The following is a 26,621-nucleotide window of genomic DNA, read 5'->3' as shown; positions in this document are numbered from 1 at the left end:
CGGTCCTGTCACGCGTCGACGGTCACCGCGCACGACCAGCCGTACGGATCCGGACCCATCCGCAGCCCACGCCAGGAGACCGCCCTCGGCACCGCCCCGGTGACCGCGACGTCGGACACCCCGGCGACCGCCAGCCGTACCTCAAGCCCGCGCCCCGCCACCTGCCCGGCGGCCACGTCGACGGGGACCTGGCCGTACGCCTCCATCCGGTGGATGACCTCGTCCAGCAACTCCGCGAGCAGCGCCGCGTCGCCCACCCCGGTCGGCCGCAGCCGCTCCACTCCGCAGGGCCGTACGCCCGTGACGTCGGCGAAGCACTCCACCATCCCCAGCACCGCCTCCACCAGGCAGCGCTCCCGGCTGGCGCCCCACGCCTCGATCCGCACGTCATCGGTGTGCGGCAGCGCCCGGTGCCCGCCCTCTCCCTCGCGGCGCGCCCGCACCACGTCGTCAGCATCACCGACCATGCACCCCGACTGCCCAGCCGGTCCCGTTCCACACGCCGGGGGCGTCAGCCCAGCGCCCGGTCCAGGTTGAAGGCCGCGCTGATCAGCGACAGATGGGTGAACGCCTGCGGGAAGTTGCCCTGCTGCTCCCCGGTGTGGCTGATCTCCTCGGCGTACAGGCCGAGATGGTTGGCGTACGTCAGCATCTTCTCGAACGCCAGTTGCGCCTCCTCCACCCGGCCCGCGCGGACCAGCGCCTCCACGTACCAGAACGAGCAGATGGAGAACGTGCCCTCGTCGCCGCGCAGCCCGTCCGGGCTGGCCCGCGGGTCGTAGCGGTAGACCAGCGAGTCGGAGACGAGTTCCTGGGTGAGGGCGTCGAGGGTGGCCAGCCACTTGGGGTCGGTCGGCGCGATGAACTTCGCCAGCGGCATCATCAGCACGGACGCGTCGAGCACCTCGCAGTCCTCGTGCTGCACGAACGCGCCGCGGCCCGCGCACCAGCCCTGGCTCATGATCCGCCGGTAGATGGTGTCCCGGCAGGTCTGCCAGCGCGGCAGGTCGGCGGGGAGCCCGCGCCGGTGCGCCATCCGCACCGCCCGCTCGATCGCCACCCAGCACATCAGCCGCGAGTACAGGAAGTTACGGCGCCCGCCGCGGGTCTCCCAGATGCCCTCGTCGGGCTGGTCCCAGTTCTCGCACACCCACTCCACCAGCGCGCACACGTTGTCCCACTGGTCGCTGGAGATCGGCTCGGCCCATTTGTCGTAGAGGTAGATCGAGTCGATGAGCGCGCCGTAGATGTCGAGCTGGAGCTGGTCGGCGGCGGCGTTGCCGACCCGGACCGGCGCGGAGCCCTCGTGGCCCTCCAGGTGCGGGAGTTCTCGTTCGGGCAGCTCGGTGCGGCCGTCGATGCCGTACATGATCTGGAGCGGCCCGGAGGGCTTGCCGTCGCCGGGGCTGACGTGGCGGCTCACGAACCGCATGAACTGCGCGGCCTCGCCGGTGAAGCCCAGCCGCAGCAGCGCGTACACGCAGAACGCGGCGTCCCGCACCCACACGTACCGGTAGTCCCAGTTCCGCTCGCCGCCCAGGTGCTCGGGCAGGCTGGTGGTCGCGGCGGCGACGATCGCGCCGGTGGGCGCGTAGGTGAGCAGCTTCAGCGTGAGCGCGGAGCGGTGCACCATCTCCCGCCAGCGGCCCCGGTACTTCGACGCGGACAGCCAGCGCCGCCAGTACGCCACCGTCTGCCCGAACTGCTCCTCGGCCTCCGCGATCGGGCACCGGCGCGGCTCCACCGCGCCGCTGACCTGGTCGAGGGCGAACACCGCCGACTCGCCCTCGGAGAGCTTGAAGTCGGCCCGCGCGTCCGGCCCTTGGACCTCCAGCGGCACCGTCGCGGTCAGGGCGAGGGAGAGCGAGGCGGACTCGAAGACGGCGACGTCGTCGACCATGGTCAGGACGTGCGGCTGGGCGCCGTACTCGAAGCGGGGCGCCACCCGCACCCGGAACGGGATCGAGCCGCGCACGCACAGCACGCGCCGGATCAGCCGGTGCCGCTCCGCCTCGGCGGCGCCCTGCCCCCCGGCGCCGTGGGCGCCCTCGCTGACCGGCATGAAGTCCTGCACCTCACCGACGCCGTCCTCGGTGGAGAACCGGGTGATCAGGACGTTGGTGTCGGGGAAGTAGAACTGCTTGGTCCGGGCGGGCACCGAGGCCGCCAGCTCGAAGCAGCCGCCCCGGTCGGCGTCCAGGATGGCGGCGAAGACGCTGGGCGCGTCGAAGGACGGGCAGCAGTACCAGTCGATCGTCCCGTCCGTGCCGACCAGCGCGACGCTGCGCAGATCGCCGATCAGCCCGTGCTCGGCGACCGGCAGGTACCGCCGCCGACCGTCGCCGTACCCCGGTGTCCCGACCATCCCAGCCTCCCAGGCCGACCGAACTCCAGCTTAGGCGCCGAGGGCCGGGCGGGCGCCCGGTCGCGGTCGCCCGGCGGGGACTACCGCACCCGCGTCACACCGCGACGACCTCCACCCCGGCCTCCCGGAACCGGCGGACCGTGTCCGGGTCCGCCGCCGTGTCCGTGACCAGGGTGTCCACCGCGTCCGTGGCGCAGATCCGGGCGAACGCGCGCCGTCCCAGCTTGCTGGAGTCGGCGGCGACCACGACCCGCCCCGCGCGCTCGCACAGCAGCCGGTTGACCGCGGCCTCCGCCTCGTCGTGCGCGGCGGCGCCGTGCTCGGCGTCGAAGGCGACCACCCCGAGCACCGCCACATCCAGGGTGACCTGGCCCAGCACCCCGTCGGCGAGCGGCCCGGTCAGCTCGTACGACTGCGCCCGCGCCACCCCGCCCGTCACCACGATCTTGAACTGAGGGCGCACGGCCAGCTCGTTGGCGATGTTCAGCGCGTTGGTGACCACGGTCAGCGCGGGGGAGCCCGACGCCAGCTCGGGGCGCACCGCGAGGGCGCGCGCCACCTCGGTGGTGGTCGTGCCCCCGGTCAGCCCGACCGCCTCACCGGGCCCGACCATCGCGGCCACCGCCTGGGCGACCCGCTGCTTCTCCGAGGCGCGGCGCGCGGTCTTGTAGCGCAGCGGCAGCTCGTACGACACCCCGTGCACGACCGCGCCGCCCCGGGTGCGGACGAGCATCTGCTGCTCGGCGAGCTGGTCGAAGTCGCGCCGGATCGTCGCGGCCGACACCGCCAGCTCCCCGGCCGCCTCCTCGACGTCCAGGCGGCCCCGCTCGACGAGCAGTTCCAGCAGCGTCTTCCAGCGGGCGTCCCGCGACATCCGCACCGTCCTCCCAGGTCCGTACCTGCCTCCGGCGACCCTAGCGCAGCATGTGTGTGTGCTTGAAGATGCTCGAAATGTGGCGCTATCTTGCAGGAACGAGCATCGACAGGAGGGGGTCCGGCCGTATGACGTACGCCGAGGACGAGCTGAACAGCCAGCCCGAGTGCTGGCTCCGCGCCGTGGAGACGGCGGCCAGGCAGCGCGCGGACCTCCCGGCGCCGGGGGAGCGGGTGGCGATCACCGGGTGCGGCACCTCGTACTCCATGGCCCAGGCCGCCGCGGCGCTGCGGGAGGCCGCGGGGCAGGGGGAGACGGACGCGTTCGCCGCCTCCGAGTTCCCGCGCCACCGCCGCTACGACCGCGTCGTGGCCCTCACCCGCTCCGGCACCACCACCGAGGTCCTCGACCTGCTGGCCGCGCTGCGCGGCACCACCCGCACCACCGCCGTCACCGCCGACCCGCACACGCCCGTCGCCGCCACCGCCGACGACCTCGTGGTCCTCGACTACGCCGACGAACGCTCCGTCGTGCAGACCAGGTTCGCCACCACCGCTCTCACCCTGCTCCGCGCCCACCTGGGGCGGCACCCGGACACGGCGGTCACCGACGCCCGCGCCGCCCTCACCGCCGACCTGCCCGAACACCTCGTCAGCCGCACCCAGTTCACGTTCCTCGGCCGCGGCTGGACCGTGGGCCTGGCCCACGAGGCCGCGCTGAAGATGCGCGAGGCCGCCCTCGCCTGGGCGGAGTCCTACCCCGCGATGGAGTACCGGCACGGCCCCATCAGCATCGCCGCCGACACCACCGCGACCTGGATGCTCGGCCCCGCCCCGGCCGGACTCCCCGACCAGGTGCGGGCCACCGGCGCCGCCTGGGTCCACGACGACCTGGACCCGCTCGCCGCCCTGGTCCGCGCCCAGCGCCTCGCGCTCGCCGTCGCCGCCGCCCGCGGCCTCGACCCGGACCGGCCGCGCCACCTCACCCGCTCCGTCGTCCTGCCCGGCACCCCGGAGGGCCTGCCCCACGGACCGGAGGGGGAGCGGCCGTGCCCCTCGTGACCACCGGCCACCTCGTCACCGCCGCCGCGGCGGCCCACCGCGCGGTCGCCGCCTTCAACATCATCACGCTGGAGCACGTCGAGGCCGTCATCGCCGGGGCCGAGGCCGCCGCCGCGCCCGTCGTCCTCCAGGTCAGCGAGAACGCCGTCACGTACCGCTACGGACGGCTCCTGCCGCTCGCCCGCGCCGCCGTCGCCGCCGCCGAGCGCGCCGCCGTCCCCGTCGCCCTGCACCTCGACCACGTGCACGGCGACGCCCTGCTGCGGCAGGCCGCGGACGCCGGGTTCAGCTCCGTGATGTACGACGCCGCCCGGCTGCCGTACGCCGAGAACCTCGCCGCCACCCGCGCCGCCGCCGACTGGGCGCACACCCAGGGGCTGTGGATCGAGGCCGAGTTGGGGGAGGTGCGCGGCAAGCACGGCCAGCCCCCGCCCGACCCGCACGCCCCCGGCACCCGCACCGACCCGGACGAGGCCCGCGCCTTCGTCGCCGACTCCGGCGTGGACGCCCTCGCCGTCGCCGTCGGCAGCACCCACGCCATGACCACCCGCACCGCCGCCCTCGACCACGGCCTGCTGAAGAGACTCGCCGCCGCGCTCGACGTCCCCCTCGTCCTGCACGGCTCCTCCGGACTCCCCGACGCCGAACTGCGGGCGGCCGTCGCGGGCGGCATCACCAAGGTCAACATCGGCACCGCCCTCAACCTCGCCATGACCGGCGCGATCCGGCGCTTCCTCGCCGACCACCCCGAGGCCGCCGACACCCGCGGCTACCTCGCCGTCGGCCGGGAGGCCATGGCCCGCACGGTGACGGCCATGGTCCGCATCCTGGCTACCGCTTCACCGCCCTGAGCACCACGAACCTCGGGTCGCTCGCCACCAGTTCGCTGTTGCCGAACAGCCGCCGCAGCTTCACGTGGTACCCGAGGTGCCGGTTGCCGATCACCCACAGCTCACCGCCCGGCCGCAGCGCCCGCCGCGCGCCGGTGAACATCCGCCACGCGGTCGCGTCGGTCGTCGCCTGGTGCGAGTGGAACGGTGGATTGTTGAGGACGACGTCCACACTGTCCGACGCCACCCCGGCCAGCCCGTCCCCGACCCGGAACTCGGCGTGCCCCGGCACCCCGTTCGCCTTGTACGTCGCCTCCGCTGACGCCACCGCCTGGAACGACTCGTCCACGAACAGCACCTCGGCCGCCGGATCGGCCAGCGCCACCGCCGTCCCCACGACCCCGTTGCCGCAGCCCAGGTCCACCACCCGGCGCGCGCCCCGGGTGTCGGGCAGGTGCTGGAGGAAGAACCGGGTGCCGACGTCGAGCCGGTCGGCGCAGAACACCCCCGCGTGGTTGACGACCGTGCCCCCCGACACCGCCCCGAGCCCGTCCGGCACCGGATAGCTGTACGGCCAGGGGTTGTCGGGCCGCGCCAGCGCCGGGTCGGGCGCGCAGAAGACCAGCCGGGCCTTCTTCTCCGCCAGGGAGGTGCGGGTCGGCCCGAGGATCCGCTCGAACAGGCGCAGCGTGGAGGTGTGGATCTCCTTCACCATGCCGGTGCCGACGACGACCGTGCCCGCGTGCACGCCGGGCGCGAGCCGCAGCAACTGGTCCTCCAGGAGCGCCAGGCTCTTCGGCACCCTGACCAGCAGGACGTCGATCCGCTCCGGCGGCGGGTCCTGCGTGGTCAGCAGCCGCACCGCGCCGGGCTGCACACCGGCCCGCGCGAGGTTGGCGCGGGTCGCCTCCTGGGTCAGGAAGGAGTCGGTGATCTGCGTTGGCGCGTGCGCCGCGAGCGCCGTGGCCAGCGCGCCCCAGCGGTCCCCGACGACCACGACCGCGCCGGACAGGGGCACGCCCTCGGCGGCGAGATGTCTGAGCAGGTACTCGTCGGACGCGTCCCAGGCGCGCAGGCGGTCCCGCGGGTCCTCGGGGAAACGGGTGAGCGCGAGATCGCCCCAGGGCGTCGGCATACGGTCGTTCATCGCGTCCAGGCTAGCGGAGCCGCAGTTCAGCGCGGGTGGGGGAGGACGGGCGCACGGACGCCGAGCCGTTCCCCCGCGTCCGCACACAGGTCGCGACGGGCGCGGCGCACGCCCCGGACCGGCTCGCCCCGCACGCGCGACGCGCCCTGCCGCCTCCGCCCCGGCCCCGAACGGGCACACCCGAACGGCACGTATCCGGATCATGGGAGACTCCCCCTCATGAGTGGCAAGGCGGACCCCCGGCAGGCAGGGGAAGGGACCACCTCACGGACGCGGCTCGACCGGGGGCGCGGCGCCCTCGGACCCGCGCTGGAACTGGTGCACACCGGACGGGCGCCCACCCGTGCCGTCCTCACCGCCGAACTCGGCGTCACCCGGGCCACGGCGGGCGCGGTCGCCGCCGAACTGGAGGCGCTCGGCCTGATCCGCGTCGACGCCCGCCCCGGCGCCGCCGCCGGTTCCCAGGGCCGCCCCTCCCACCGCCTCCAACTCGCCGAGGACGGCCCCGTGGCGCTCGCCGCGCAGGTGCACGCCGACGGCTTCCGCGCCGCGCTCGTCGGCCTCGGCGGGCGGATCGTCGCCACCGCGCCCGGCTGCGAGACCGTCGACGCCGACCCGGCGAAGGTGCTCGGCTCCGTCGTCGAGGCGGGCGCCGCGCTGCTCCGCGACACCGGCCGCCGCTGCGTCGGCGCCGGACTCGCCGTGCCCTCCGCGGTCGCGGAACCCGAGGGCCTCGCCCTGAACCCGCTGCACCTGGCCTGGCCCGCGGGCGCCCAGGTGCGGGAGATCTTCGCCGACCGGGTCCGCGCGGCGGGCATCACCGGCCCCGCGTTCACCGCCAACGACGTCAACCTCGCCGCCCTGGCCGAACACCGGCACGGCGCCGGACGCGGCGCCCGTGACCTGCTGTGCGTGGCCACCGGCCACCGCGGCGTCGGTGGCGCGCTGGTGCTCGACGGGCGGCTGCACACCGGCAGCGCGGGCCTCGCCCTGGAAGTCGGCCACCTCACCGTCAACCCCGAGGGCCGCCCCTGCCACTGCGGCAGCCGCGGCTGCCTGGACGTCGAGGCCGACCCGCTGGCCCTGCTCACCACCGCCGGACGCGACCCGGGCCCCGAGGTGTCCCTCCTCCAGCAGGCCAACGACCTACTCCGCCACGAGTACGCCGACCCCGCCGTCCGCACCGCCGCCGAGGCCCTCATCGACCGCCTCGGCCTCGGCCTCGCCGGGCTGGTCAACATCCTCAACCCCGACCGCATCATTCTCGGCGGCCTGCACCGCACCCTGCTGGACACCGACCCCGACCGGCTGCGCGCCGTCGTCGCCGACCGCAGCCTGTGGGGCCGCAGCGGCGGCGTGCCCATCCTGGCCTGCTCCCTGGACCACAACAGCCTGGTCGGCGCGGCCGAACTCGCCTGGCAGCCGGTCCTCGACGACCCCCTGGCCGCCCTGGCGGGCGGCGGCTGACCGGCCCGGGAGTACGGCACGTCAGCGCGCCTACTCCCGGGGAGGTACGCACACTGCCGCTGGCCGTACGACGACCCGGGCCCCTCCCGGGAGCCACTGTCGAGACATCACCGAAAACACGTCCTGACCGACTCGGAGATGAATCGACATGGAGACCCTGGCACACTTCGCGGACGGCGGGCCCGGCCCGTGGATCCTGCTGTTCCCGCTGATTTGGGCGGCGGTGATCGTCGGCGGCGTCACCCTCCTGCGCCGCACCGTGTGGCGCGGCCGGGGCGGCCCGCGGCGCCCCGCCGACGACGACCACTCGCCCCTGACCGTCCTCGGCCACCGCTTCGCCTCCGGCGAGATCGACGAGGACGAGTACTGGCGCCGCCTGTCCGTCCTGGACGAGCGGTTCGGCCGCACCGGCAAGGGAGGCGCGGCATGACCACCCCCGCCTCCTCCCCGACGGCCGCCCGGGTCGTCGACGCCGTCAAGGTGTACGGCACCGGCGACACCGCCGTACGGGCCCTGGACGGGGTGAGCGTCGGCTTCCCCGCCGGACGCTTCACCGCGATCATGGGCCCGTCGGGCTCCGGCAAGTCCACCCTGATGCACTGCGCCGCCGGTCTGGACACCCTCACCTCGGGCTCCGCCCACATCGGCGGCACCGAACTCGGCACCCTCGACGACCGCCGCCTCACCCAACTGCGCCGGGACCGCGTCGGCTTCGTCTTCCAGGGGTTCAACCTGGTGCCCACCCTGACCGTCGCCGAGAACATCCGCCTCCCGCTCGACCTGGCGGGCCGCACCGGCGACCCCGACTGGCTCGACACCCTCATCGACATCGTCGGCCTGCGCGACCGCCTCCACCACCGCCCCACCGAACTCTCCGGCGGCCAGCAGCAACGCGTCGCCGTCGCCCGCGCCTTCGCGGGCCGCCCCGACGTCGTCTTCGCCGACGAACCCACCGGCAACCTCGACTCCCGCTCCGGCGAGGAGGTCCTCGGCCTCCTCGGCCGGGCCGTGCGCCAGACGGCCCGCACCGTCGTCATGGTCACCCACGACCCGGTCGCCGCCGCCCACGCCGACGAGGTCGTCTTCCTCGCCGACGGCCGCCTGGTGGACCGGATGGCCTCCCCGACCGCCGACCACATCCTCGACCGGATGAAGGCGTTCGAGAAGGCGCAGGTGACGTCATGAACGCCGCCGTCCGCCTCAGCCTCGCCGCCCTGCGCGCCCACCGCCGCCGCTTCGCCGGAACCTTCCTCGCCGTCTTCCTCGGCGTCTCCTTCCTCGCCGGAACCCTGGTCATGGGGGACACCCTGCGCTCCGGCTTCGACGCCATGTTCGGCAAGGCGGCCAGCGGCACCGACGCGGTCGTCCGCAGCGCCGACGCCATCACGACACCGGGCGAGAGCGAAGGGGTCCGCGCCCCCGTCGACACGGCCCTCGTCCGCACCATCGCCGCCGTCCCCGGCGTGGCCTCCGCCGTCCCCAACATCGAGGGCGCGGGCCAGCTCGTCGGCTCCGACGGCGAACCGATCGGCGGCCAGGGCCCGCCCACCCTCGCGGGCAACTGGATCACCGACCCGCGACTCAACCCCTACGAACTGGCCGAGGGACGCGCACCGCGCCACCCCGGCGAGGTCGTGGTCAACCGGGGCGCCGCCGAACGCGGCGGACTGCACCTCGGCGACACCACCACCCTGCGCACCCCCGACCCCGTCCAGGTCACCGTCGTCGGCCTCGCGACCTTCGGCGGCGAGGACGGCATGGCCCAGGTCACCTTCACCGGCATGACCCGTGCCGACGCCGAGAAGTACCTCACCGCCCGCCCCGGCCAGGCGGCCAGCATCCAGGTGCGCGCCGACCCCGGCACCGGCGAACGGGAACTGGCGGACGCCCTGGAAGCCGCCCTGCCGCCCGGTGTCGAGGCCATCACCGGCACGGAGGCGGCCCAGGAGAACACCGACATGATCTCCGCCCAGTTCCTGACCGTCTTCACCACGCTCCTCCTGGTGTTCTCCGGCATCGCCCTCCTCGTCGCCACCTTCTCCATCCACAACACCTTCGCCATCGTCGTGGCCCAGCGCACCCGCGAGAACGCCCTGCTGCGCGCCCTCGGCGCCTCCCGCCGCCAGGTCACCGTGGCGACCCTCACCGAGGCGGTCGTGGTCGCCGTGACGGCGTCGGCCGCGGGCCTCGCGGGCGGCATCGGCATCGCCGCCGGACTCCAGGCCCTGTTCCCCGCCATCGGCTTCCCGTTCCCGGAGAGCACCCTGGTGATCAGCGCCCTGTCCCTTGCCCTCCCGCTCGCCGTGGGCACCGTGGTCTGCGTCGCCTCCGCCCTCCTGCCCGCCGTACGCGCCGGACGCACGGCGCCCCTGGCGGCGCTCAGGGAAACGGCCGTCGACACCTCCGGCGCCTCCCGCCCCCGCGCCGTCACCGGCACGGCCCTGCTCGCGCTCGCCGTGGCCCTCGCCCTCACCGGCACCCTGCTCTCCCCGTCGGTGTGGCTGGCGGGCACCGGCGCGGTCCTGGCCCTGGCCGCCTTCGTCGTCCTCGGCCCGGTCACCGCCACCACCGCCGTACGCGTCCTCGGCAGCCCCCTGGACCGACTGCGCGGCGTCACCGGCGGCCTGGCCCGCCGCAACGCGCTGCGCAGCCCCAAGCGCACGGCGGCCACCGCCGGGGCGCTGATGATCGGCGTGGCCGTGGTGTCCCTCTTCACCGTCTTCGGCGCCTCCCTGAAGGCGACCATGGACCAGACGGTCTCCCGCTCCTTCGCGGGCGACCTGGCCGTCAGCACCCCGTCCTTCGGCGCGGGCGGCAGCGGCCTCAGCCCCCGGCTCGCCGGGGCGGTCGACGCGCTCCCCGAGGTGGACACCGCCGTCGGACTCGGCCGCGGCGTCGCCGAGGTGGACGGCGCGGGCCGCGCCCTGACCGTCACCGACCCCGTCGCCCTGCAACGCACCTTCGACCTCGGCACGGTCGACGGCTCCCTGCGCGCCCTCGGCACCGACGGCATCGCCATCACGGAGAAGGAGGCGGACCGCCAGGGACTCGCCCCCGGCGACACCACCCGTCTCACCTTCACCGACGGCGACACCCGCACCTTCACCGTGCGCGCCGTCTACGGCCAGTCCGAACTCGCGGGCGACTACGTCATCACCCGCGCCGCGTGGGCCCCGCACCGCGTCCAGGACTCCGACACCCTCGTCGCCGTGACCTTCGCCGACGGCGTGGACCCGGCCGACGGCAAGGCGGCGGTGGCCCAGGTGGCCGCCCGCTACGGCAACCCCGAGGTCCAGACCCGCGACGAGTACGCCGAGTCCTCGGCGGGCGGCATCGACATGATGCTCACCCTGGTGTACGCCCTCCTCGCCCTCGCCGTCCTCATCGCCCTCCTCGGCATCGCCAACACCCTGACCCTGGCCGTCCACGAGCGCACCCGTGAGCTGGGCCTGCTGCGCGCCGTGGGCCAGACCCGGGCGCAGCTCCGCGCCATGGTCCGCTGGGAGTCGGTCCTGGTCGCCGCCTTCGGCACGACCGGCGGCCTCGGTCTCGGCGCCTTCCTCGGCTGGGTCCTGGTCAGGGCCTCCGACGGCGCGAGCGACAGCGCCTTCGCCTTCGCCCTGCCGCCCGTCCAACTGACGGTGGTCCTGCTGGTGGGCCTGACGGCCGGGGCCCTGGCGGGCCTGCGCCCAGCGGGCCGGGCGGCCCGTCTCAACGTCCTGAGGGCCATCGCGGCTGAGTGAGTCAGAGAGCTGGGCGCGGGCCCACCAACGCCCACTGTGCCCACGCGTCGGCCGCGAGGGAGCCGAAGGGGCGCGCCGGTGTCGAGAGCGCGAACGCGCGGAGGCCCGAAGGGCTGAGCACGATCGCGCTCTCGACACCGGCTGAGAGCGCCCCGTAGGCGACCGAGCCAGATATTCGGCACGGTGACTGGTCTTGTCGAGCCTGCCCCCGGAGCCCCGGCCCTTTCAGGCAGGCGCCCCCTCAACCTCCACCGCCACCCCCACCGGCTCCACGTCAACCACCCCCAGATCCGGTGCCGGAGCACGTTCGGACGCACTCCCCGCCGTGGGCAGCGTGAACCACACCACCTTCCCGAACTCCCCGTCCCGCCGCGCCCCCCAGCTCTCGCTCATCGCGGCGATCATGGCGAGCCCCCGCCCGCAGGTGGACAGCTCCGCGGCGTCCTCCACGACGGGGAGCCGGGGATCGTGGTCCCGTACGGACACGGTGAGCCGGTCGAGCAGCAGCTCGATCTCGACGGTGCACATCTTGTCGGGCTGGGCATGTCGGTGGACGTTGGTCAACAGCTCTGTCACACCGAGCGCGGCCCGGTCTATCAGTTGGTCCAGATGCCAGTAGCGCAACTGCGCAGAAAGGATTCTGCGGACCTGGCCGATCCGCGACGGCAGAGCCTGGAGCTCCACCGTGCACTGCCTGCTCGGGTGACTGATCACGGCTGCGACTCCCCGACGTGAGGTCCGGAAGAACACTGAGGACGGATCCAGCAGGGTGCTTGCTGTCAAACGGCCGCCTGCTGTCATGGCCGGCGGGCTGGTTCGCAGCGTTATCGCCGGTAAACCCAGAGTGACGTGTGACCAGCGTGACGCAAGGGGTTCGGCACCGCAACTCGCGCGTAGCTATCCGCGTCCCGCCGCCCGCCGTACGGCTTCGATGAACCGGCGTGCCGCGGGCGGCCCCGGCTCACCCGGCGCGGGGTCACGACCGCCCAGCGTCAGCGAGTACCGCGTGCCGTTGAGGTCGGCGAGCGCCCGGTCGGCGGAGGCGAACCACGGCTTCGAGGCCCGCACCGTCCGCACCGGCGCGCTGTCGATCTCGCTGCCGTAACTGGTCAGCAACTCCACCCTCCCGTCACTGATCCGCACCTGTCCGGCCCGGGTGAGCGAGCGCAGGCCCTTGCCGATCCGTACGCCCACGGCTGTGAACTCCGGCTCCGCCATGCCCCGCCCGCCCCCTCGCCGCACCTTCCACCGCGCTGCTCCCGCACGGTCGTGTTCCCGCGTCGTCCTGACCCGGTGCAGTCTGCCCGCCACCCCGCGTGAACACCAGTGCGCACGACGGCCAGGAGCCGCACCACCCGAAGCACTCGCCGAATGCGCCCCCTGTCCGCCCCCGCGCCTCCCCGTGCCGCGGCGCCCCGCCCCCGCCCTCCCCAGCCCGCCTTTGACCCACCCAAAGATGCGTTTATGCAGGTGGGAAGGTGTGCGGACGGTGCCTATCATCGTCAGTACCCGGCCGCGCGACGCGCCGTCGGCGCGCAGCCCTAAGGAGCCCCGCCGTGACCACCCCCCAGCAGATCCACCCCGACGGGACCGCCGGCCCCGGCCCCGACACCGGCCGGACCCTGGACGTCGACCGCTCCGACGCCGCCTACCGCACCTGGCTGAAAGAAGCCGTCCGCAAGGTGCAGGCCGACGCCAACCGGTCCGCCGACACCCACCTGCTGCGCTTCCCGCTGCCCGAGCACTGGGGCATCGACCTCTACCTCAAGGACGAGTCCACCCACCCGACCGGCAGCCTCAAGCACCGCCTCGCCCGCTCGCTGTTCCTCTACGGCCTGTGCAACGGCTGGATCCGTCCCGGCCGCCCGGTGATCGAGGCGTCCAGCGGCTCGACGGCCGTCTCCGAGGCGTACTTCGCCAAGCTGATCGGCGTTCCCTTCATCGCCGTCATGCCGCGCACCACGAGCGCCGAGAAGTGCCGTCTGATCGAGTTCCACGGCGGGCGCTGCCACTTCGTGGACGACTCGCGGAAGATGTACGAGGAGTCGGCGCGCCTCGCCGCCGAGACCGGCGGCCACTACATGGACCAGTTCACCTACGCGGAACGGGCCACGGACTGGCGCGGCAACAACAACATCGCGGAGTCGGTCTTCCGCCAACTGCGCCTGGAGCGCTACCCGGAGCCCGCCTGGATCGTCGCCACCGCGGGCACCGGCGGCACCTCGGCGACGATCGCCCGCTACGTCCACTACATGCAGCACGACACCCGCGTCTGCGTCGCGGACCCGGAGAACTCCTGCTTCTTCGAGGGCTGGACGACCGGCGAGCCGGGGGTCACCTGCGAGAGCGGTTCCCGGATCGAGGGCATCGGCCGCCCCCGGATGGAACCGAGCTTCGTACCCGGTGCCGTCGACCGGATGATGAAGGTGCCGGACGCGGCGAGCGTCGCCGCCGTGCGGGCGCTGGAGCGGGCCATCGGCCGCAAGGCGGGCGGCTCGACCGGCACGGGGCTGTGGAGCGCGCTGAAGATCGTCGCGGAGATGGTGGCGGAGGGCCGTACCGGCAGCGTGGTGACCCTGCTGTGCGACCCGGGGGACCGCTACCTCGACAAGTACTACTCGGACGCGTGGCTGGCCGGACAGGGCCTGGACATCACGCCGTACACCGCGGCCATCGACTCACTGCTCGCGACGGGGGAGTGGCGCATCTGAGCCGGTGACCGGACGGACCGGCTCAGCCGTCCCCCACCCGCTTCTCCAGTGCCTCCACCGCTCCCTTGAACGCCCGCCCCAACCCGCCACGCGCCAGCCTCAGTACGCCCCGGAGCGGCCCTGTACCGTCAGCGGCGAACGTCCACCGCACCCGCGTCCCACCCGGTGCCGGCGTGAGCCGCCACTCCTCGACCAGGGCCCTGAGCCCCGGCGCGTTGGTGACGTCCACCCGGTAGGCGTACACCTCGGGCTCCTTCGCCACGATCACCGTCTCCCGGAACCGTCCCCCGCCCGTGAGCCGCACATCGCGTCCGGCCCCGTCGTCGACCGGCCGCAGGGACCGCACCCCCGGGAACCACTCCGCCCAGGCCGCCACGTCCTCGGCGAGCGCGCGGTACACCGCCTCGGGACCGGCCGCGATCTCCCGGACGAAGACCAGCCGTACCGGGGCGTGGGCGACGAAGTCGAGTTCCACCGGACGGAGCCGTCGAGCGGCCATGGACGTAACCCCCTTGCGTGGCACCGGAGTTCAGGCAGCCATACCCTAGCTGGGGAGCTGTCGGATGTCAGTGGCGTGCCGTCCCGGGGGCGACCGCTACTCGGCCGCCGCCTCGGCGTCGGTGTCCGCGTCCCCCGCCACCACCAGCCGCCGTACCCGCTCCTCGATCGCCGCCCGCGCCTCCCTGGGCAGCCCGGCGTCGGTGACCCAGGTGTCCACCTGGTCCAGCGCCGCGAACGAACTGAGGCCCACCGTGCCCCACTTGGTGTGGTCCGCGACCACCACGACCCGGCGTGCGGAGTGCACGAGGCGCCGGTTGGTCTCGGCCTCCGCGAGGTTCGGCGTCGACAGACCGGCCTCCTCCGATATCCCGTGCACGCCGAGGAACAGCACGTCGAAGTGGAGGGTCGCGATCGCCTGGTCGGCTACCGGGCCCACCAGCGAGTCCGACGGGGTGCGCACCCCGCCGGTGAGCACCACCGTGGCCGCGCCCTGCCGGGGGCCCGAGGTGCGCTGCGCGGCGTGGAAGACGTCGGCCACCCGCACCGAGTTGGTGACGACGGTGAGGTCGGGGACGTCGACCAGCCGGTGCGCGAGCGCGTACGTCGTCGTACCGCCGGACAGCGCGATCGCCGCGCCGGGCGCGACCAGGTCGGCGGCGGCCCGCGCGATGTCCTCCTTGGCGGTCAGCTCCAGGGCGGACTTGGCCTCGAAGCCCGGTTCGTGGGTGCTGGCCTCCGTGACCGGCACCGCGCCGCCGTGCACCTTCTCCAGGACGCCCTGCCGGGCGAGCGCGTCGAGGTCGCGGCGGACCGTCATGTCCGACACCCCGAGCTTGCGGGTCAGCTCGTTGACCCGGACGCCGCCGCGCCGCCGCACCTCGTCGACGATCAGGGCGCGCCGCTGCTCCGCGAGGAGGTTCTGATTCTCGCTCACGTACGCTCCGGTCCTTTCGCCTCAAGCCGTCCGACACGCCGTACGCACCCGCTCCGACTAGGACAGATGTGCCGTTCCGGGCGTGCGGCGGTCCCATCCTCGCACGGCCCGTGGTGGGCCGCGCCACCGGCCGTACCGTCGCGCACATGTCATTTACGTCTCATCCTTGGCACGGCTGTCACACGGATCGGGGAGATTCGGTGACAACGGGTGTGCGCGGGCGGGCCCCGGCGGGATCCTGATGCCCGCACCGACACCAGCCGACGGCGCGTCACGGGGGACGGAACAGTGGAACGGGCGCAGACGAGCAGTCAGGACGGCATCCTCACCAGCGGCACGGACGGCCCGGCCGAACGGCCCGGGGAGGCTCTGGAACTCCTCGTCCACGGGGTGGGCGGAACCACCCCGGAGGAGATGTTGGACGATCCGCGCACCGTGCGGATCGCGGGCGACGACACCGCGGCCGTCTTCCGGCGCGCCGCGGACACCGAGGAGGCGGACCCGCCCGCCGACCGGTCCCGGTCCCGGCCGGTCCCGGAGGCGTACGTCTGGTGCAACCTCACCTCGGGCAACGGCTCGCGCGCGCTGTGGCTGCTCCTGCTGCCGTTCATGGTGGTCAACCTCGCGCACTGGATGCGGCCCAGCGTCCCGGACCGGCAGATCCGCACGGTGCGGCTGTACGGCGCGCTGGTGCGGCTGGTCGGGCTGACCCTGACCGTGCTGCTGGTCGCGGCGGCCTGCGAGGTCGCCCTCGATCTGACGGCCTGGCAGTGCGCGGGCACGCGCGCGTGCGCCGAGGACCACTCCTGGCTGGGGTTCCTGTCCCCGGCCGAGTCCGGCGGCGGCTGGTGGAGCGCCCCCGGCAGACGGCTCGCGCTCGCCTCGGTGGTGCCGCTCGCGCTGACCGGCCTGCTCTGGTACCTGTCGCGGCGCACCTGGAACGCGTACGAGTCCCAGCCACCGCTGGACCGCGGCACCGAGCAGCCGGGCGGCGGCAGCGCGCTGGCGCAGCCCGGGTTCTGGTACGGGCGGCGCCTGGTGGCCCGGCTGCGCGCCGCGCACACCGCGGCGGGCCTGTTCACGGTGGCCGCGGGGGTCGGCCTCGCCGCCGCCCGCGAGGACCGCGCGCCCGGTGGGTCGGCGGTCCTGGACGCGCTGGGCTGGCTGCTGTCGCTGGCCCTGGCGGCCGGTGCGGTCACCGTGATCTGGGTGGTGTGCGGCCGCGGCGGCACGGACCGGCGCGTCGACGTCACCCTCGACGGGCGGCTCGTACGGTGGCTGCCGCTCGGGTCGCTCGCCCTGCTCGCCGTGACCCTGGTGTACGCGGGCTGGGAGCGGCCGGGCTGGGAGTCGCGGGGCAGGCTGCACGACGACGCGCCCTTCGGCAGCCTCGCGCTCACCCACGGGCTGCTGGTCGTCGTCCTCGCCGTCGTCGCCCATCTGCTGCACCGCTCCCAGCCCGACGCGCGCGCCGCGATGCGCGGGCTCGGCGGGCCCGCCGTCGCGCTGCTCGCCTGCGCGCTGGGCGGGGTGATGGCGGGCGGGGTCGCCCTGCGGGTCGCGGACTGGCTGGACGGCACCGGCACCTCCCTCGACGGCCCGCCGGTCGTGCTGACCTGGCAGGCGTCCGTGATCCCGCCGCTGCTGCTGATCCTGCTGGCGCTCTGCCTCTGGCTGGTGCGGCGCACCCTGCGCGGGGCCCGCGCGGAGCGGGACGCGGTGGAGCGCGACTACCCGGACGAGACCCGCGACCCCGAGCGCACCGCGGCGATCGCCCGCACCCGCGCCATGGCCGCCCTCACCGACGCGGCGCCGCTGCTGATCGCCGTCACCACCACCGTCACCCTGCTCCTCGGCACCGCCGCGCTCGTCGGCGCCTTCGCCGCCGGGGAGGCGCCCGGACCGGCCGCGCGGGACGCCCACCCGTTCGTCGAGGGCGCCGCCGAGACCGCGCAGGCGCTGGGCTCCTGGCTGATAGGGCTCGGGTTCATACTGTTCGTCACCTGGGGCAGGCGCGCCTACAAGGACGCCTCCGCGCGGCGCACCATCGGCATCCTGTGGGACGTCGGCACCTTCTGGCCGCGCGCCGCGCACCCGTTCGCGCCGCCCTGCTACGCCGAGCGGGCCGTGCCGGACCTGACCTGGCGGATCGACACCTGGACCCGCGCCACGGGCGGACGGCTGGTGATCTCCGGGCACTCCCAGGGCAGCGTCCTCGCCGCGGCGACGGCCTGGCAACTGCCGCCGGGGGTGCGCGGACGGGTCGCCCTGCTGACGTACGGCTCGCCGCTGGAGCGGCTGTACGGGCGCTGGTTCCCGGCCCACTTCGGCCCTGAGGCGCTGGCCGCGCTGCACCAGGACGTGGACTGCTGGCGCAACCTGTACCGGCTCACCGACCCGATCGGCGGCCCCGTCCGGCTGCCCGACGGCGGCGGCCCCGACGTGGACTGCGTGCCCCTGAAGGACCCCCTCGCGCACGGCCGTACCGTCCGGCACCCGCTGCCCGCGCCGGTCCTCGGCCACTCCGACTACCAGGCCGACCCGACGTTCGCCGAGGAGCGCGAACGGCTCCTCGCCCGGCTGCGTCCGGAGGTGCCCGCGCCACGGCCGGAGCCGGGGGCGTAGGGCCCCCGCGCGTCACGGCAGTTCCGGCAGGTCCTCCGGGTACAGCAGGGTCAGGACGTCCGTGCTGGGCTCGTCGACCTGGGCGACCCGGCTGGCGTGGCGTTCCACCATGGCCTCGAAGGTCTGGCGGGCGGTGCGGCCGTTGCCGAACGCCGGGCCCTTCGGGATCTCGCCGAAGTACTTCAGCAGGGCCTGGTCCGCGCCCGGCGCCAGCCGGTACTCGTGCTCCTCGGCCTGCTGCTCCACGATCCGCAGCAGTTCCTCGGGGCCGTAGTCGCTGAAGGTGATGGTGCGGGAGAAGCGGGAGGCGACCCCGGGGTTGACGGACAGGAAGCGCTCCATCTCCGCCGTGTAGCCCGCGACGATCACCACGACCGCGTCGCGGTGGTCCTCCATCAGCTTCACCAGGGTGTCGATGGCCTCCTTGCCGAAGTCGCGGCCCGCGTCCTCCGGGGACAGCGCGTACGCCTCGTCGATGAACAGCACCCCGCCGCGGGCCCGTTCGAACGCCTCCTGGGTGCGGATCGCGGTGGAGCCGATGTGCTCGCCGACCAGGTCGACCCGGGACACCTCGACCAGGTGGCCGCGCTCCAGCACGCCGAGGGAGGCGAGGATCTCGCCGTACAGCCGGGCGACCGTGGTCTTGCCGGTGCCGGGGGAGCCGGTGAAGACCAGGTGCCGCTTGACGGACGCCGCCTTGAGCCCGGCCTGCTGGCGGCGGCGGCCCACCTCGATCATGTCGGTGAGGGCGCGCACCTCCCGCTTGACGCTGTCCAGGCCGACCAGCGCGTCCAGTTCGCCGAGGACCGCCTTGGAGGTGCGCACCGGCTGCGCGGGCTCCTCGGGCGCGGCGGGCGGCGCCGGTTCGGCGGTCCGCTGCCCGGGGATCGCGCCCAACAGCCCGGGGGCCCGCTCGGTCGTCTGCTGGGCCGTCTGGAGCGTGGGCGAGGGCCGTACGCCGCCGCTCTCGTCGCTGGTGCAGTCCTCGACGACCGGGCCGGTGCCGGGGGCGGCGTCCGGACCGGCGTCCGCGAACTCGTACCCCCCGCGCGCGCAGCGCTCCGTGCGGCAGCGGCGCAGCGTGGTGCGGCAGCCGTCGAGGACGTGGAAGCCGTAGCCGCCGCTGCCGGTGACCTTGCAGTGCTCGAAGGTGCCCCGGCCGCCCGCCGAGACGTAGAAGCCCGCCTCGGCGGGGGCGTCGACGGTGCACCGCTCGATGACGGGGTCGGCGCCCTTGGTGACGATGACGCCGGTCTGGGTGCCGTCCAGGGCGCAGTTGTTGAGGGTGCCGCCGCTGCCGTGGTCGCGGAACCAGGCGCCGGTCGCGGCGTCCCGGATGCGGCAGTCGTCGAGCTGCGCGGTCGCCCCGTCGCTCACCGACACGGCGGTGTTGCGCACCTGGGTCAGATCGCTGTCGACGACGTCGGCGCGGGAGCCGCGGTCCAGGACGAACAGCGCGTCCGGCACGTCGTGCACCCGGCAGGAGTCGAGGACGGCGGTGGCGCCGTCGCTGACCCACACGGCCGGGTAGTCGCCGGTGCTGTCGAAGATCTCGCACTGGTTGGCGTCCACGCGGGTGCCCGGGTCCCACACCGACAGGCCGTTGCGGCCGAACCGGCACACGCTGGAGCGGGTCAGCGTCAGCACCGCGCGGGAGCGCAGGTCGACCGCGTTCTCCGGGATGTCGTGGATGCGGCAGTCGGCGAGGGTGAGCACGGCGTCGGTGTCGAGGGTGACGCCGTCGGCGGTGGTGCGGTGCACGTCGCAGTCGGTGAGGTGGGCGGTGGCCCGGCCGGTGATCTGCACCCCGCTGCCGCGCACCTCGTACACCTCGCAGCCGACGGCTTCCAGCGCGGTGTTCTCGCCGGTCGCGGTGAGGCCCGCGCCGGAGGTGTGGTGCACCCGGCAGCGCTCCAGGCGCGGGTGGGCGCCGCCGCGCGCCGCGACGCCGGACTGCCCGGCCGCGACGACCTCGCACTCCTCGAAGACGCCGCCCCCGCCGTCGACCACGGCGATGCCGATGCCCGCGGGGTTGTCGACGGTGCAGCGGCGCACGGTGGGCCGGGCGCCGTCGCGGACCTCTATCCCGGCGGCGGAGCGGGTGACGACCCGGATGTCCATCAGCTCCGGGGTGCCCTCCTCCACCAGCAGGGCGGGCGCCGCCGCGTCCTGGCCCTCGACGTGCAGGTCCTGCACGACCGCCGAGGCGCGCACGGTCAGCGGCACCCCGTCGACGGGCGCGATCCGTACCGAGCCGGGGGAGCCCTCCGGGCCGCGCAGGGTCACCGCCCGCTGGACGACGAGGTTCTCCCGGTAGGTGCCGGGGGCGATGGTGAGGACGTCACCGTCGGCCGCGGCGTCGAGGGCGGCTGCCAGTGACGCGTACTCACCCGTGCGGCGCCGCCACCGCGATGTGCCGGTGTGCGTCACCTGGACCGTGCCCTGTGCCATGGCGTTGCTGTGCCCCCACCTCGTCGTACGCGGGTCGATGCCGATGAAGTCCGGCCGGTCCACCGTAGCGTGCGCGCGGACGGCAGGTGACCAGAGGCGTCAGGCCGCCATGGGCCCTTGGGCCGCTGCCTCTAACTGCCGGTGCCGGTCCTGCCCCAGTCCGGACCCGCCTGTTCCCAGGCCCGGTCCAGGCGGGCGTATCTGCGGCGGACCATCCGCCACAGCACCAGCCGTCTGACGGCCTCGACCAGACAGGCCGTCAGCAGCGCGGTGCCGAACCCGGCGAGGACGGCGTGCGTGGTGGCCGTCTCGGGGTCCAGGGGGCGGGCCGCCGGGCGTCCCTGGTCGTCGGTCCACAGGCGGAACCGGTCGCCTGGCGCGGGGTCGTCGACGCGGGCGATGACGGGGCCGCGCCGCGGGGTGCCGTCCGCGGCGGTCCAGTCGGCGAGGACGCGGCTGCGCAGGTCCCTGGCGGTGGTCTCCGGGTCGGCGGCCAGGGCGCTGTCGGCGAGCAGGCGGACCACGGTGGCCGTCACCTCGTGCCGCTGGGCGCGCTGTTCGCGCACGGACCGCTGGAGCGCGCCCTCGGCGGCGGCGCCGAGCAGGACGCCGATCAGCGGCGCGGCGACGAGGATCAGCAGTAAGGAGGCCAGCGCCAGCCAGGACTCGACCAGGTCGGTCGTGCGGCGCAGCGGGTTGTGCCGCCACCGCCAGAGCCCGCCGATCGCTCGCACCGCCCGGCACCCCCGTCCCTTCAGCCTGGTCCCGCTCGTCCCGGTCCCCTCACGGATTTCTCACGAGACCTCAACGAGCGGGCGGCGCACAGGGGTTCCCATGGGCGGCGTCCGGGTGTACGTCTGGCCGGGATCCGCCGGTCAGCGCGGGTGGGGCCGCCGAAGCCGCAGCGGCTCCGGCGGGTGTCAGTCGAGGACGCGCACCGGGTCTCCGACGCGGAGGGTGCCCCCGGACTGCGGGACGAGGTTCTGGCCGAAGACCAGTCCGTCCTTCAGGCGGCGGTGCTGTCCCAGGGTGTGCAGCGGCTCCCGGCCGCGTTCCGCGGTGCCCTGGTCGGTGGTGGTGACGACGCACCGCCCGCACGCCCGGGGGATGCGGAAGACGACCTCCCCGATGGCGATGCGCGACCAGTCGTCCTCGGCCCACGGCTCGGTGCCGGTGACGACCACGTTGGGCCGGAAGCGGTTCATGGGCAGCGGTCCCTCGGCGGCGTACCTGCCCCGCGCGATCAGGGAGTTGAGGGCGTCCAGCGACGCGGCCGAGGCGAGCAGCAGCGGGTAGCCGTCGGCGAAGGAGACGGTCTCGCCGGGCAGCGCGTACTCGGGGTCGACGGGTCTGCGGGTGGCCGGGTCGTCCATGTGGATCAGACGGACGTCGACGCCCAGGTAGGCGCTGCACCAGGCGTGCGCGGCGGGATCGCCCGGCACCCCCTCCACCTTGGTGCCGAAGACGTCCACCAGCACCGTGTCGCCCGGTGCGGGCACGGGCACGGTCAGCGGCTGGGCGCCGGGCGCGGACAGACGAAGGCCGCCGTCGGGCAGGAGCCCGGCGGCGGCGAGCGCCAAGCGCGGCTGCTGGCGCTGGGTGACGATCTTCCCCCCGTCGTCAACCAGCACCCAGCGGCGGTCTCCGGCCAGCCCCCAGGGCTCCACCACGGCCTCCTGACGCGGCAGCGCCCGGAACGCCTTGACCGGATGCACGTGGATCGAATGCAGTTGCGGCTTCCCCATGGCGCCATCGTGCCAGGCGACGCCTACCGCGCGCGCGGAGTTGTCAGTAGCCGCCGCGGTACTGCTGCTGGTTGTACGGGTCCTGGTACGGCGCCGGGGCGGGCCGCGGGGCCGCGGGGCGCATCGCCTCGTAACCCGTGCCGTACGGGGCGGCGGGCCGGGGCTGCTGCGGCTGCGGGCCGGGGTAGCCGCGCGGGGCGGTGGCCTGCTGGGGGATGTACGCCGCGGGCGCCTGCTGGAGCGGAGCGGGCTGCGGGGCCTGCGGGTAGCCGTACGCCGCGGGCTGCGGGGACGGGGCCGCCGGGAGGGCGGGCAGCGCCGACGGCAGCGCGGGCAGATGGTGGTTGCCCGGGGTGTCGTACGGCGCGGGGACCCGGATCGGGGCGATCTGCGGGGTGCCCCGCTCGGCGACGAGCGAGTCGTAGATCGGGGTGTCCGGGAAGGAGGCGGAGTAGTAGCCGCCACCATAAGTGGAGCGGGGGGAGGTCATGGCACATAAGTTAAGCCCACGATGTGCTGGTTGGGGAGACCGATAAGAGGGTTGTTTTCCGTGTCCGCGGTGACCTGCTGTCCCCAATGCGAGCGAACTTGGCAAAAAGGGGCATCAGGCGGCTCCTGAGTCGTGTAAAAGCTCAGCTCCTAGCGGGTTACCGGCGGTTGACCTCCCGGGTTCGGTACCCGTGCGATGGGACTTCGGCGCCCTGGGCAATAGGTTGGGCGCGTGAAGGACCCGAAGGACGGGACGGCCGGGTGCTGCCTGGCGTGACGACACGTGATGGGGGCGGACATGTCAATGCCTAAGGGATCGAACGCGCCGGTGCCGACGGCGGCGCTGCGGGTCGAGGTGGGGTGGCGCTCCGGGCCGGGCGTCCCGGACGCCGACGCCTCCGCGCTGCTGCTGACGGGCGGCAAGGTCCGCTCCGACGCCGACTTCATCTTCTACAACCAGCCCGCGCACTCCTCCGGCGCGCTCCGCCACGAGGGCAAGCGGAACTCCGGCGGGCAGGTCACCGACACCCTCCTCGTCGACCTCGCGCGCGTGGACCCGGCCGTCGACCGGGTGGTGCTGGCCGCCTCCGCGGACGGGGGCAGCTTCGGTCAGGTGCCGGACCTCTACATCGACGTCCGGGACGGCCAGGGCGCCTCGGTCGCGCGGTTCGACAGCACCGGCGCCACGGTCGAGACCGCGTTCGTGCTCGGCGAGTTCTACCGCCGCCAGGGCGCCTGGAAGTTCCGTGCCGTCGGCCAGGGCTACAGCAGCGGCCTGGAGGGCCTCGCGACCGACTTCGGCATCACGGTGGACGAGCCCCAGCAGCCCCAGCAGCCCCCGCACGTCACAGCGACCCCGGCCGCCGCCCCGGTGCCGCCCGTCGCGCCGTCGCCCGCCATGACCCCGCCCACCATGCCCCCGCCGCCGGTGCCCCCGGCCACCCCCACCATCACCCCGCCGGTCGGCTCGCCCACGCCCCCGCCGCAGGCGCCGCCCGCCCCGGTGCGGCTGACCAAGGTGACGCTCACCAAGGCCGCCCCGTCGGTGTCGCTGACCAAGCAGGGCGGCACCACGGGCTCGATGCGGGTCAACCTCAACTGGGAGGTGCGCAAGCAGTTCTCCGGGTGGGGCCGCAAGCTGGGCCGGGCCGTCGCCAACCACTCCGACCTTGACCTCGACCTGTGCGCCCTGTTCGAACTCAGCGACGGCAGCAAGGGCGTCGTACAGGCCCTCGGCAACGCCTTCGGCGCGCTGAACCAGCCCCCGTTCATCCACCTCGACGGCGACGACCGCACCGGCGCCGTGTCGACCGGTGAGAACCTCACCATCAACCTCGACTACAAGCAGTACTTCCGGCGCATCCTCATCTTCGTCACCATCTACGAGGGCGCCCGCTCCTTCGCGGACCTGCACGCCACCGTCACCCTCACCCCCCAGCACGGCGCGCCCATCGACTTCTCCCTCGACGAGTGCACCGTGCCGTCCCCGGTGTGCGCGCTGGCCCTCATCACCAACAACGGCGGCGACCTGGTCGTCCAGCGCGAGGCCCGCTACCTGATCCCCGAGCGGGGGGTGAGCCCGCAGCGGACCGTCGACTACGCCTACGGCTGGGGCATGAACTGGACCCCCGGCAGGAAGTGACTCAGCCCTCGTCGGCGACCGTCTCCGGGCGCGCGTAGGTGCGGCCCTTCCAGGCCGCGCCGCGCCCCTGGTAGTGCCGCACCGCGGAGTCGACGGTCATCAGCAGGTACAGCGACGCCGTGAACGGCAGCAGCGGCGCCAGCCACGGCGGCTGCCGGTAGTAGCGGAGCATCGGCAGGTACGTGCCCGTCATCACCAGCCACGCCGCCGCGCCGAGGGCCGCCGTCACGCCGTCGCCCGCGAGCAGCCCCGCCGCCAGCGCCACCGGCGGCACCAGGTACACCAGCGCCAGACCCGCGACCGTGCCCGCCAGCAGCAGCGGGTTGTGCCGCAACTGGGCGTAGGCGCTGCGCGCCACCATCCGCCACAGGTCACCCAGCCGGGGGTACGGGCGCACGCTGTCCACCCGGTCGGCCAGCCCGAGCCAGATGTGCCCGCCGCCGCGTTTGACGGCCCGCGCGAGCGCCACGTCGTCGATGACGGCGTGCCGGATCGCCTCCGGTACCCGTGCCCGCTCGGCCGCCTCGGTCCGCAGCAGCACACAGCCACCCGCCGCTGCCGCCGTCCGGCCGCCCCTCCGCCCGATCCACCGGAACGGATAGAGCTGCGCGAAGAAGTAGACGAACGCCGGGACGACGAGCCGCTCCCAGCCGCTCGCCACCCGCAGCCGCGCCATCTGCGACACCAGGTCGAAGCCGCCCGCGCGGGCCGCCGCCACCAGCGCGCGCAGACTGTCCGGCGCGTGCGCGATGTCGGCGTCCGTGAGGAGGAGGTACTCCGGCTCACGCGCGCGTGCCAGGTCGATGCCGTGCCGGACCGCCCACAGCTTGCCGGTCCAGCCCGCGGGCGGCTCACCCGGCGAGGCCACGGTCAGCGGCAGCCCGCCGTGCCGCCGCGCCAGCTCACGCGCGAGGTCCCCGGTGCCGTCCGTGCTGCCGTCGTCGACGAGGAGGACCTCCGCCCGCCCCGGATAGTCCTGCGCGAGCAGCGACGGCAGGCTCGACGCCAGCACCTCCGCCTCGTCCCGCGCGGGCACCACCACACAGACGGCGGGCCACGCGCCCGGATCGCGCGCGGGCGGGAGCCTGACGTCCGTACGCCAGAAGAAGCCCTGACCGAGCAGCAGCCACAGCCAGGCGGCGAGTGATCCGGCGGCGATCCACATCAAGGCGCTCATCCGCGCAGTGTCCCCCACCCGACCGGCCGGGCGGGGCACATCGTCTATCGTGGCCGGGTGAAGATCGCGCTCATGGACTCCGGAATCGGACTGCTGGCGGCCACCGCCGCGGTACGGCGCCTCCGCCCCGACGCGGATCTCGTGCTCTCCCTCGATCCCGACGGGATGCCCTGGGGCCCGCGCACCCCCGAGGACCTCACCGCCCGCGCCCTGGCCGTCGCCGAGGCCGCCGCCGCGCACGGCCCGGACGCCCTCATCGTCGGCTGCAACACCGCGACCGTGCACGCCCTGCCCGCCCTGCGCGCCCGCCTGGAGCCCGGTCTGCCGGTCATCGGCACGGTCCCGGCGATCAAACCGGCCGCCGCCGGTGGCGGCCCCGTCGCCATCTGGGCCACGCCCGCCACCACCGGCAGCCCCTACCAGCGCGGCCTCATCGAGGACTTCGCGGACGGCGTGCCCGTCACCGAGGTGCCCTGCTGGGGCCTCGCCGAGGCCGTGGAGCGCGCCGACCAGACGGCGATCGACGCCGCCGTGGCCGCCGCCGCGGAGCTGACCCCGCGCGAGGTGACGACCGTCGTCCTGGGCTGCACCCACTACGAGCTGGTCGCCGAGCGCATCCGGACCGCCGTCCAGCGCCCCGGCCACCCGCCGCTCGCGCTGCACGGCTCCGCGGGGGCGGTCGCCGCGCAGGCGCTGCGCAGGCTCGGCGAGCCCGCCGCGCCGCCGTCGGCGCCGCTCGGCTCCGTGACGGTGCTGCTCAGCGGGCGCGCGGGCGCGCTGCCCGCCGCCGCGCTCGCCTACGCCGAGGGCCGTCTCCTCCAGGCGGCCAGCCCCGTCCGGTGACCGGGGTGCGACCGGC

General features: G+C 74.5%; 23 protein-coding genes. 10 read left to right on the top strand and 13 right to left on the bottom strand.

Going from position 1 to position 26,621, the window contains the following annotated elements; genetic code table 11:
* Positions 1-8 precede the first annotated feature (8 nt).
* From ACFQZ6_RS03330 to ACFQZ6_RS03320, 3 genes are all read right to left on the bottom strand, one after another.
* Positions 9-467, bottom strand: coding sequence for an archease (locus ACFQZ6_RS03330; protein ID WP_381604837.1), 459 nt, complete (start codon positions 465-467; stop codon positions 9-11).
* 44 nt (positions 468-511) lie between these two features.
* Positions 512-2,365: a glycoside hydrolase family 15 protein gene (locus tag ACFQZ6_RS03325; RefSeq protein WP_381604836.1), complete on the bottom strand. Its 1,854-nt coding sequence runs from the start codon at positions 2,363-2,365 to the stop codon at positions 512-514.
* A 94-nt stretch (positions 2,366-2,459) separates the two neighbouring features.
* Positions 2,460-3,239: a DeoR/GlpR family DNA-binding transcription regulator gene (locus tag ACFQZ6_RS03320; RefSeq protein WP_381604835.1), complete on the bottom strand. Its 780-nt coding sequence runs from the start codon at positions 3,237-3,239 to the stop codon at positions 2,460-2,462.
* Positions 3,240-3,367: 128 nt separating this feature from the next.
* Between ACFQZ6_RS03320 and ACFQZ6_RS03315 the strand changes: the two genes are divergently transcribed.
* Together ACFQZ6_RS03315 and ACFQZ6_RS03310 are read left to right on the top strand one after the other, a co-directional pair.
* Positions 3,368-4,300: an SIS domain-containing protein gene (locus ACFQZ6_RS03315; protein WP_381604834.1), complete on the top strand. Its 933-nt coding sequence runs from the start codon at positions 3,368-3,370 to the stop codon at positions 4,298-4,300.
* Positions 4,288-5,151 (top strand): class II fructose-bisphosphate aldolase, encoded by an 864-nt coding sequence (locus tag ACFQZ6_RS03310; protein ID WP_381604833.1) that lies wholly within the window; start codon positions 4,288-4,290, stop codon positions 5,149-5,151. The genes ACFQZ6_RS03315 and ACFQZ6_RS03310 overlap by 13 nt, the downstream gene beginning before the upstream one ends.
* Here the strand turns inward: ACFQZ6_RS03310 and ACFQZ6_RS03305 are convergent.
* Positions 5,132-6,265, bottom strand: a complete 1,134-nt coding sequence (locus tag ACFQZ6_RS03305; protein ID WP_381618039.1) for a methyltransferase — start codon at positions 6,263-6,265, stop codon at positions 5,132-5,134. The two genes, ACFQZ6_RS03310 and ACFQZ6_RS03305, sit on opposite strands and share 20 nt — an antisense overlap.
* A 231-nt stretch (positions 6,266-6,496) precedes the next feature.
* On the opposite strand from ACFQZ6_RS03305, the gene ACFQZ6_RS03300 reads away from it, so the two are divergent.
* The 4 genes from ACFQZ6_RS03300 to ACFQZ6_RS03285 all read left to right on the top strand — a co-directional run bounded on the left by ACFQZ6_RS03300 (position 6,497) and on the right by ACFQZ6_RS03285 (position 11,487).
* Entirely contained in the window at positions 6,497-7,744 is a 1,248-nt protein-coding gene (locus ACFQZ6_RS03300; RefSeq protein ID WP_381604832.1) for an ROK family protein, read from the top strand.
* Positions 7,745-7,892: 148 nt separating this feature from the next.
* Positions 7,893-8,174, top strand: coding sequence for an SHOCT domain-containing protein (locus tag ACFQZ6_RS03295; protein ID WP_381604831.1), 282 nt, complete (start codon positions 7,893-7,895; stop codon positions 8,172-8,174).
* A complete protein-coding gene (locus ACFQZ6_RS03290) occupies positions 8,171-8,929 on the top strand; it encodes an ABC transporter ATP-binding protein (protein WP_381604830.1) in 759 nt (252 codons plus the stop codon). Before ACFQZ6_RS03295 ends, ACFQZ6_RS03290 begins: the two co-directional genes overlap by 4 nt.
* Positions 8,926-11,487: an ABC transporter permease gene (locus ACFQZ6_RS03285; protein WP_381604829.1), complete on the top strand. Its 2,562-nt coding sequence runs from the start codon at positions 8,926-8,928 to the stop codon at positions 11,485-11,487. Before ACFQZ6_RS03290 ends, ACFQZ6_RS03285 begins: the two co-directional genes overlap by 4 nt.
* A 225-nt stretch (positions 11,488-11,712) precedes the next feature.
* Here the strand turns inward: ACFQZ6_RS03285 and ACFQZ6_RS03280 are convergent, their stop codons facing one another.
* A complete protein-coding gene (locus ACFQZ6_RS03280) occupies positions 11,713-12,201 on the bottom strand; it encodes an ATP-binding protein (RefSeq protein WP_381604828.1) in 489 nt (162 codons plus the stop codon).
* A gap of 183 nt (positions 12,202-12,384) precedes the next feature.
* Complete coding sequence (locus ACFQZ6_RS03275; protein ID WP_381604827.1) at positions 12,385-12,705, bottom strand: hypothetical protein; 321 nt, start codon at positions 12,703-12,705, stop codon at positions 12,385-12,387.
* Between the two features lie 338 nt (positions 12,706-13,043).
* Between ACFQZ6_RS03275 and ACFQZ6_RS03270 the strand changes: the two genes are divergently transcribed.
* The gene (locus tag ACFQZ6_RS03270) at positions 13,044-14,198 is read left to right on the top strand and encodes a PLP-dependent cysteine synthase family protein (protein ID WP_381604826.1); all 1,155 of its coding nucleotides are present in this window, start codon (positions 13,044-13,046) and stop codon (positions 14,196-14,198) included.
* Positions 14,199-14,220: 22 nt separating this feature from the next.
* Here the strand turns inward: ACFQZ6_RS03270 and ACFQZ6_RS03265 are convergent, their stop codons facing one another.
* Both ACFQZ6_RS03265 and ACFQZ6_RS03260 read right to left on the bottom strand, forming a co-directional pair.
* Entirely contained in the window at positions 14,221-14,697 is a 477-nt protein-coding gene (locus ACFQZ6_RS03265; RefSeq protein WP_381604825.1) for an SRPBCC family protein, read from the bottom strand.
* A gap of 96 nt (positions 14,698-14,793) precedes the next feature.
* A complete protein-coding gene (locus ACFQZ6_RS03260; RefSeq protein ID WP_381604824.1) occupies positions 14,794-15,633 on the bottom strand; it encodes a DeoR/GlpR family DNA-binding transcription regulator in 840 nt (279 codons plus the stop codon).
* Between the two features lie 288 nt (positions 15,634-15,921).
* Here ACFQZ6_RS03260 and ACFQZ6_RS03255 point away from each other — a divergent pair, with 288 nt between their 5' ends.
* Positions 15,922-18,258 (top strand): hypothetical protein, encoded by a 2,337-nt coding sequence (locus ACFQZ6_RS03255; protein ID WP_381604823.1) that lies wholly within the window; start codon positions 15,922-15,924, stop codon positions 18,256-18,258.
* A 12-nt stretch (positions 18,259-18,270) separates the two neighbouring features.
* On the opposite strand, the gene ACFQZ6_RS03250 is transcribed toward ACFQZ6_RS03255, so the two are convergent.
* The 4 genes from ACFQZ6_RS03250 to ACFQZ6_RS03235 form a co-directional block, all read right to left on the bottom strand.
* Positions 18,271-20,709 (bottom strand): right-handed parallel beta-helix repeat-containing protein, encoded by a 2,439-nt coding sequence (locus ACFQZ6_RS03250; RefSeq protein WP_381618036.1) that lies wholly within the window; start codon positions 20,707-20,709, stop codon positions 18,271-18,273.
* A gap of 131 nt (positions 20,710-20,840) precedes the next feature.
* On the bottom strand, positions 20,841-21,443 hold the full coding sequence (locus tag ACFQZ6_RS03245; protein ID WP_381604822.1) for an Rv1733c family protein: 603 nt from the start codon (positions 21,441-21,443) through the stop codon (positions 20,841-20,843).
* 186 nt (positions 21,444-21,629) lie between these two features.
* Positions 21,630-22,454 (bottom strand): MOSC domain-containing protein, encoded by an 825-nt coding sequence (locus ACFQZ6_RS03240; RefSeq protein ID WP_381604821.1) that lies wholly within the window; start codon positions 22,452-22,454, stop codon positions 21,630-21,632.
* A 43-nt stretch (positions 22,455-22,497) separates the two neighbouring features.
* The gene (locus ACFQZ6_RS03235; RefSeq protein ID WP_381604820.1) at positions 22,498-22,944 is read right to left on the bottom strand and encodes a DUF6643 family protein; all 447 of its coding nucleotides are present in this window, start codon (positions 22,942-22,944) and stop codon (positions 22,498-22,500) included.
* A 303-nt stretch (positions 22,945-23,247) separates the two neighbouring features.
* Here ACFQZ6_RS03235 and ACFQZ6_RS03230 point away from each other — a divergent pair, with 303 nt between their 5' ends.
* Complete coding sequence (locus tag ACFQZ6_RS03230) at positions 23,248-24,585, top strand: TerD family protein (RefSeq protein ID WP_381604819.1); 1,338 nt, start codon at positions 23,248-23,250, stop codon at positions 24,583-24,585.
* 1 nt (position 24,586) lies between these two features.
* On the opposite strand, the gene ACFQZ6_RS03225 is transcribed toward ACFQZ6_RS03230, so the two are convergent.
* Positions 24,587-25,762, bottom strand: coding sequence for a glycosyltransferase (locus tag ACFQZ6_RS03225; RefSeq protein WP_381604818.1), 1,176 nt, complete (start codon positions 25,760-25,762; stop codon positions 24,587-24,589).
* Between the two features lie 57 nt (positions 25,763-25,819).
* Here ACFQZ6_RS03225 and ACFQZ6_RS03220 point away from each other — a divergent pair, with 57 nt between their 5' ends.
* Complete coding sequence (locus ACFQZ6_RS03220; RefSeq protein WP_381604817.1) at positions 25,820-26,605, top strand: glutamate racemase; 786 nt, start codon at positions 25,820-25,822, stop codon at positions 26,603-26,605.
* Positions 26,606-26,621: the final 16 nt, after the last annotated feature.

This window comes from Streptomyces flavalbus (genome assembly GCF_042674625.1).
GTDB classification, from domain to species: Bacteria; Actinomycetota; Actinomycetes; order Streptomycetales; family Streptomycetaceae; genus Streptomyces; species Streptomyces flavalbus.
The sequence above is the reverse complement of the archived record's forward strand: the minus strand, read 5'-3'. Positions and strand labels throughout refer to the sequence as shown.

Excerpts from the sequence above, each read along its gene's own strand:
- ACFQZ6_RS03330 (WP_381604837.1), bottom strand. The coding sequence starts at position 467 with ATGGTCGGTGATGCTGACGACGTGGTGCGGGCGCGCCGCGAGGGAGAG.
- ACFQZ6_RS03325 (WP_381604836.1), bottom strand. The coding sequence starts at position 2,365 with ATGGTCGGGACACCGGGGTACGGCGACGGTCGGCGGCGGTACCTGCCG.
- ACFQZ6_RS03320 (WP_381604835.1), bottom strand. The coding sequence starts at position 3,239 with ATGTCGCGGGACGCCCGCTGGAAGACGCTGCTGGAACTGCTCGTCGAG.
- ACFQZ6_RS03315 (WP_381604834.1), top strand. The coding sequence starts at position 3,368 with ATGACGTACGCCGAGGACGAGCTGAACAGCCAGCCCGAGTGCTGGCTC.
- ACFQZ6_RS03305 (WP_381618039.1), bottom strand. The coding sequence starts at position 6,265 with ATGCCGACGCCCTGGGGCGATCTCGCGCTCACCCGTTTCCCCGAGGAC.
- ACFQZ6_RS03300 (WP_381604832.1), top strand. The coding sequence starts at position 6,497 with ATGAGTGGCAAGGCGGACCCCCGGCAGGCAGGGGAAGGGACCACCTCA.
- ACFQZ6_RS03295 (WP_381604831.1), top strand. The coding sequence starts at position 7,893 with ATGGAGACCCTGGCACACTTCGCGGACGGCGGGCCCGGCCCGTGGATC.
- ACFQZ6_RS03290 (WP_381604830.1), top strand. The coding sequence starts at position 8,171 with ATGACCACCCCCGCCTCCTCCCCGACGGCCGCCCGGGTCGTCGACGCC.
- ACFQZ6_RS03285 (WP_381604829.1), top strand. The coding sequence starts at position 8,926 with ATGAACGCCGCCGTCCGCCTCAGCCTCGCCGCCCTGCGCGCCCACCGC.
- ACFQZ6_RS03275 (WP_381604827.1), bottom strand. The coding sequence starts at position 12,705 with ATGGCGGAGCCGGAGTTCACAGCCGTGGGCGTACGGATCGGCAAGGGC.
- ACFQZ6_RS03265 (WP_381604825.1), bottom strand. The coding sequence starts at position 14,697 with ATGGCCGCTCGACGGCTCCGTCCGGTGGAACTCGACTTCGTCGCCCAC.
- ACFQZ6_RS03250 (WP_381618036.1), bottom strand. The coding sequence starts at position 20,709 with ATGGCACAGGGCACGGTCCAGGTGACGCACACCGGCACATCGCGGTGG.
- ACFQZ6_RS03240 (WP_381604821.1), bottom strand. The coding sequence starts at position 22,454 with ATGGGGAAGCCGCAACTGCATTCGATCCACGTGCATCCGGTCAAGGCG.
- ACFQZ6_RS03235 (WP_381604820.1), bottom strand. The coding sequence starts at position 22,944 with ATGACCTCCCCCCGCTCCACTTATGGTGGCGGCTACTACTCCGCCTCC.
- ACFQZ6_RS03230 (WP_381604819.1), top strand. The coding sequence starts at position 23,248 with ATGCCTAAGGGATCGAACGCGCCGGTGCCGACGGCGGCGCTGCGGGTC.
- ACFQZ6_RS03225 (WP_381604818.1), bottom strand. The coding sequence starts at position 25,762 with ATGAGCGCCTTGATGTGGATCGCCGCCGGATCACTCGCCGCCTGGCTG.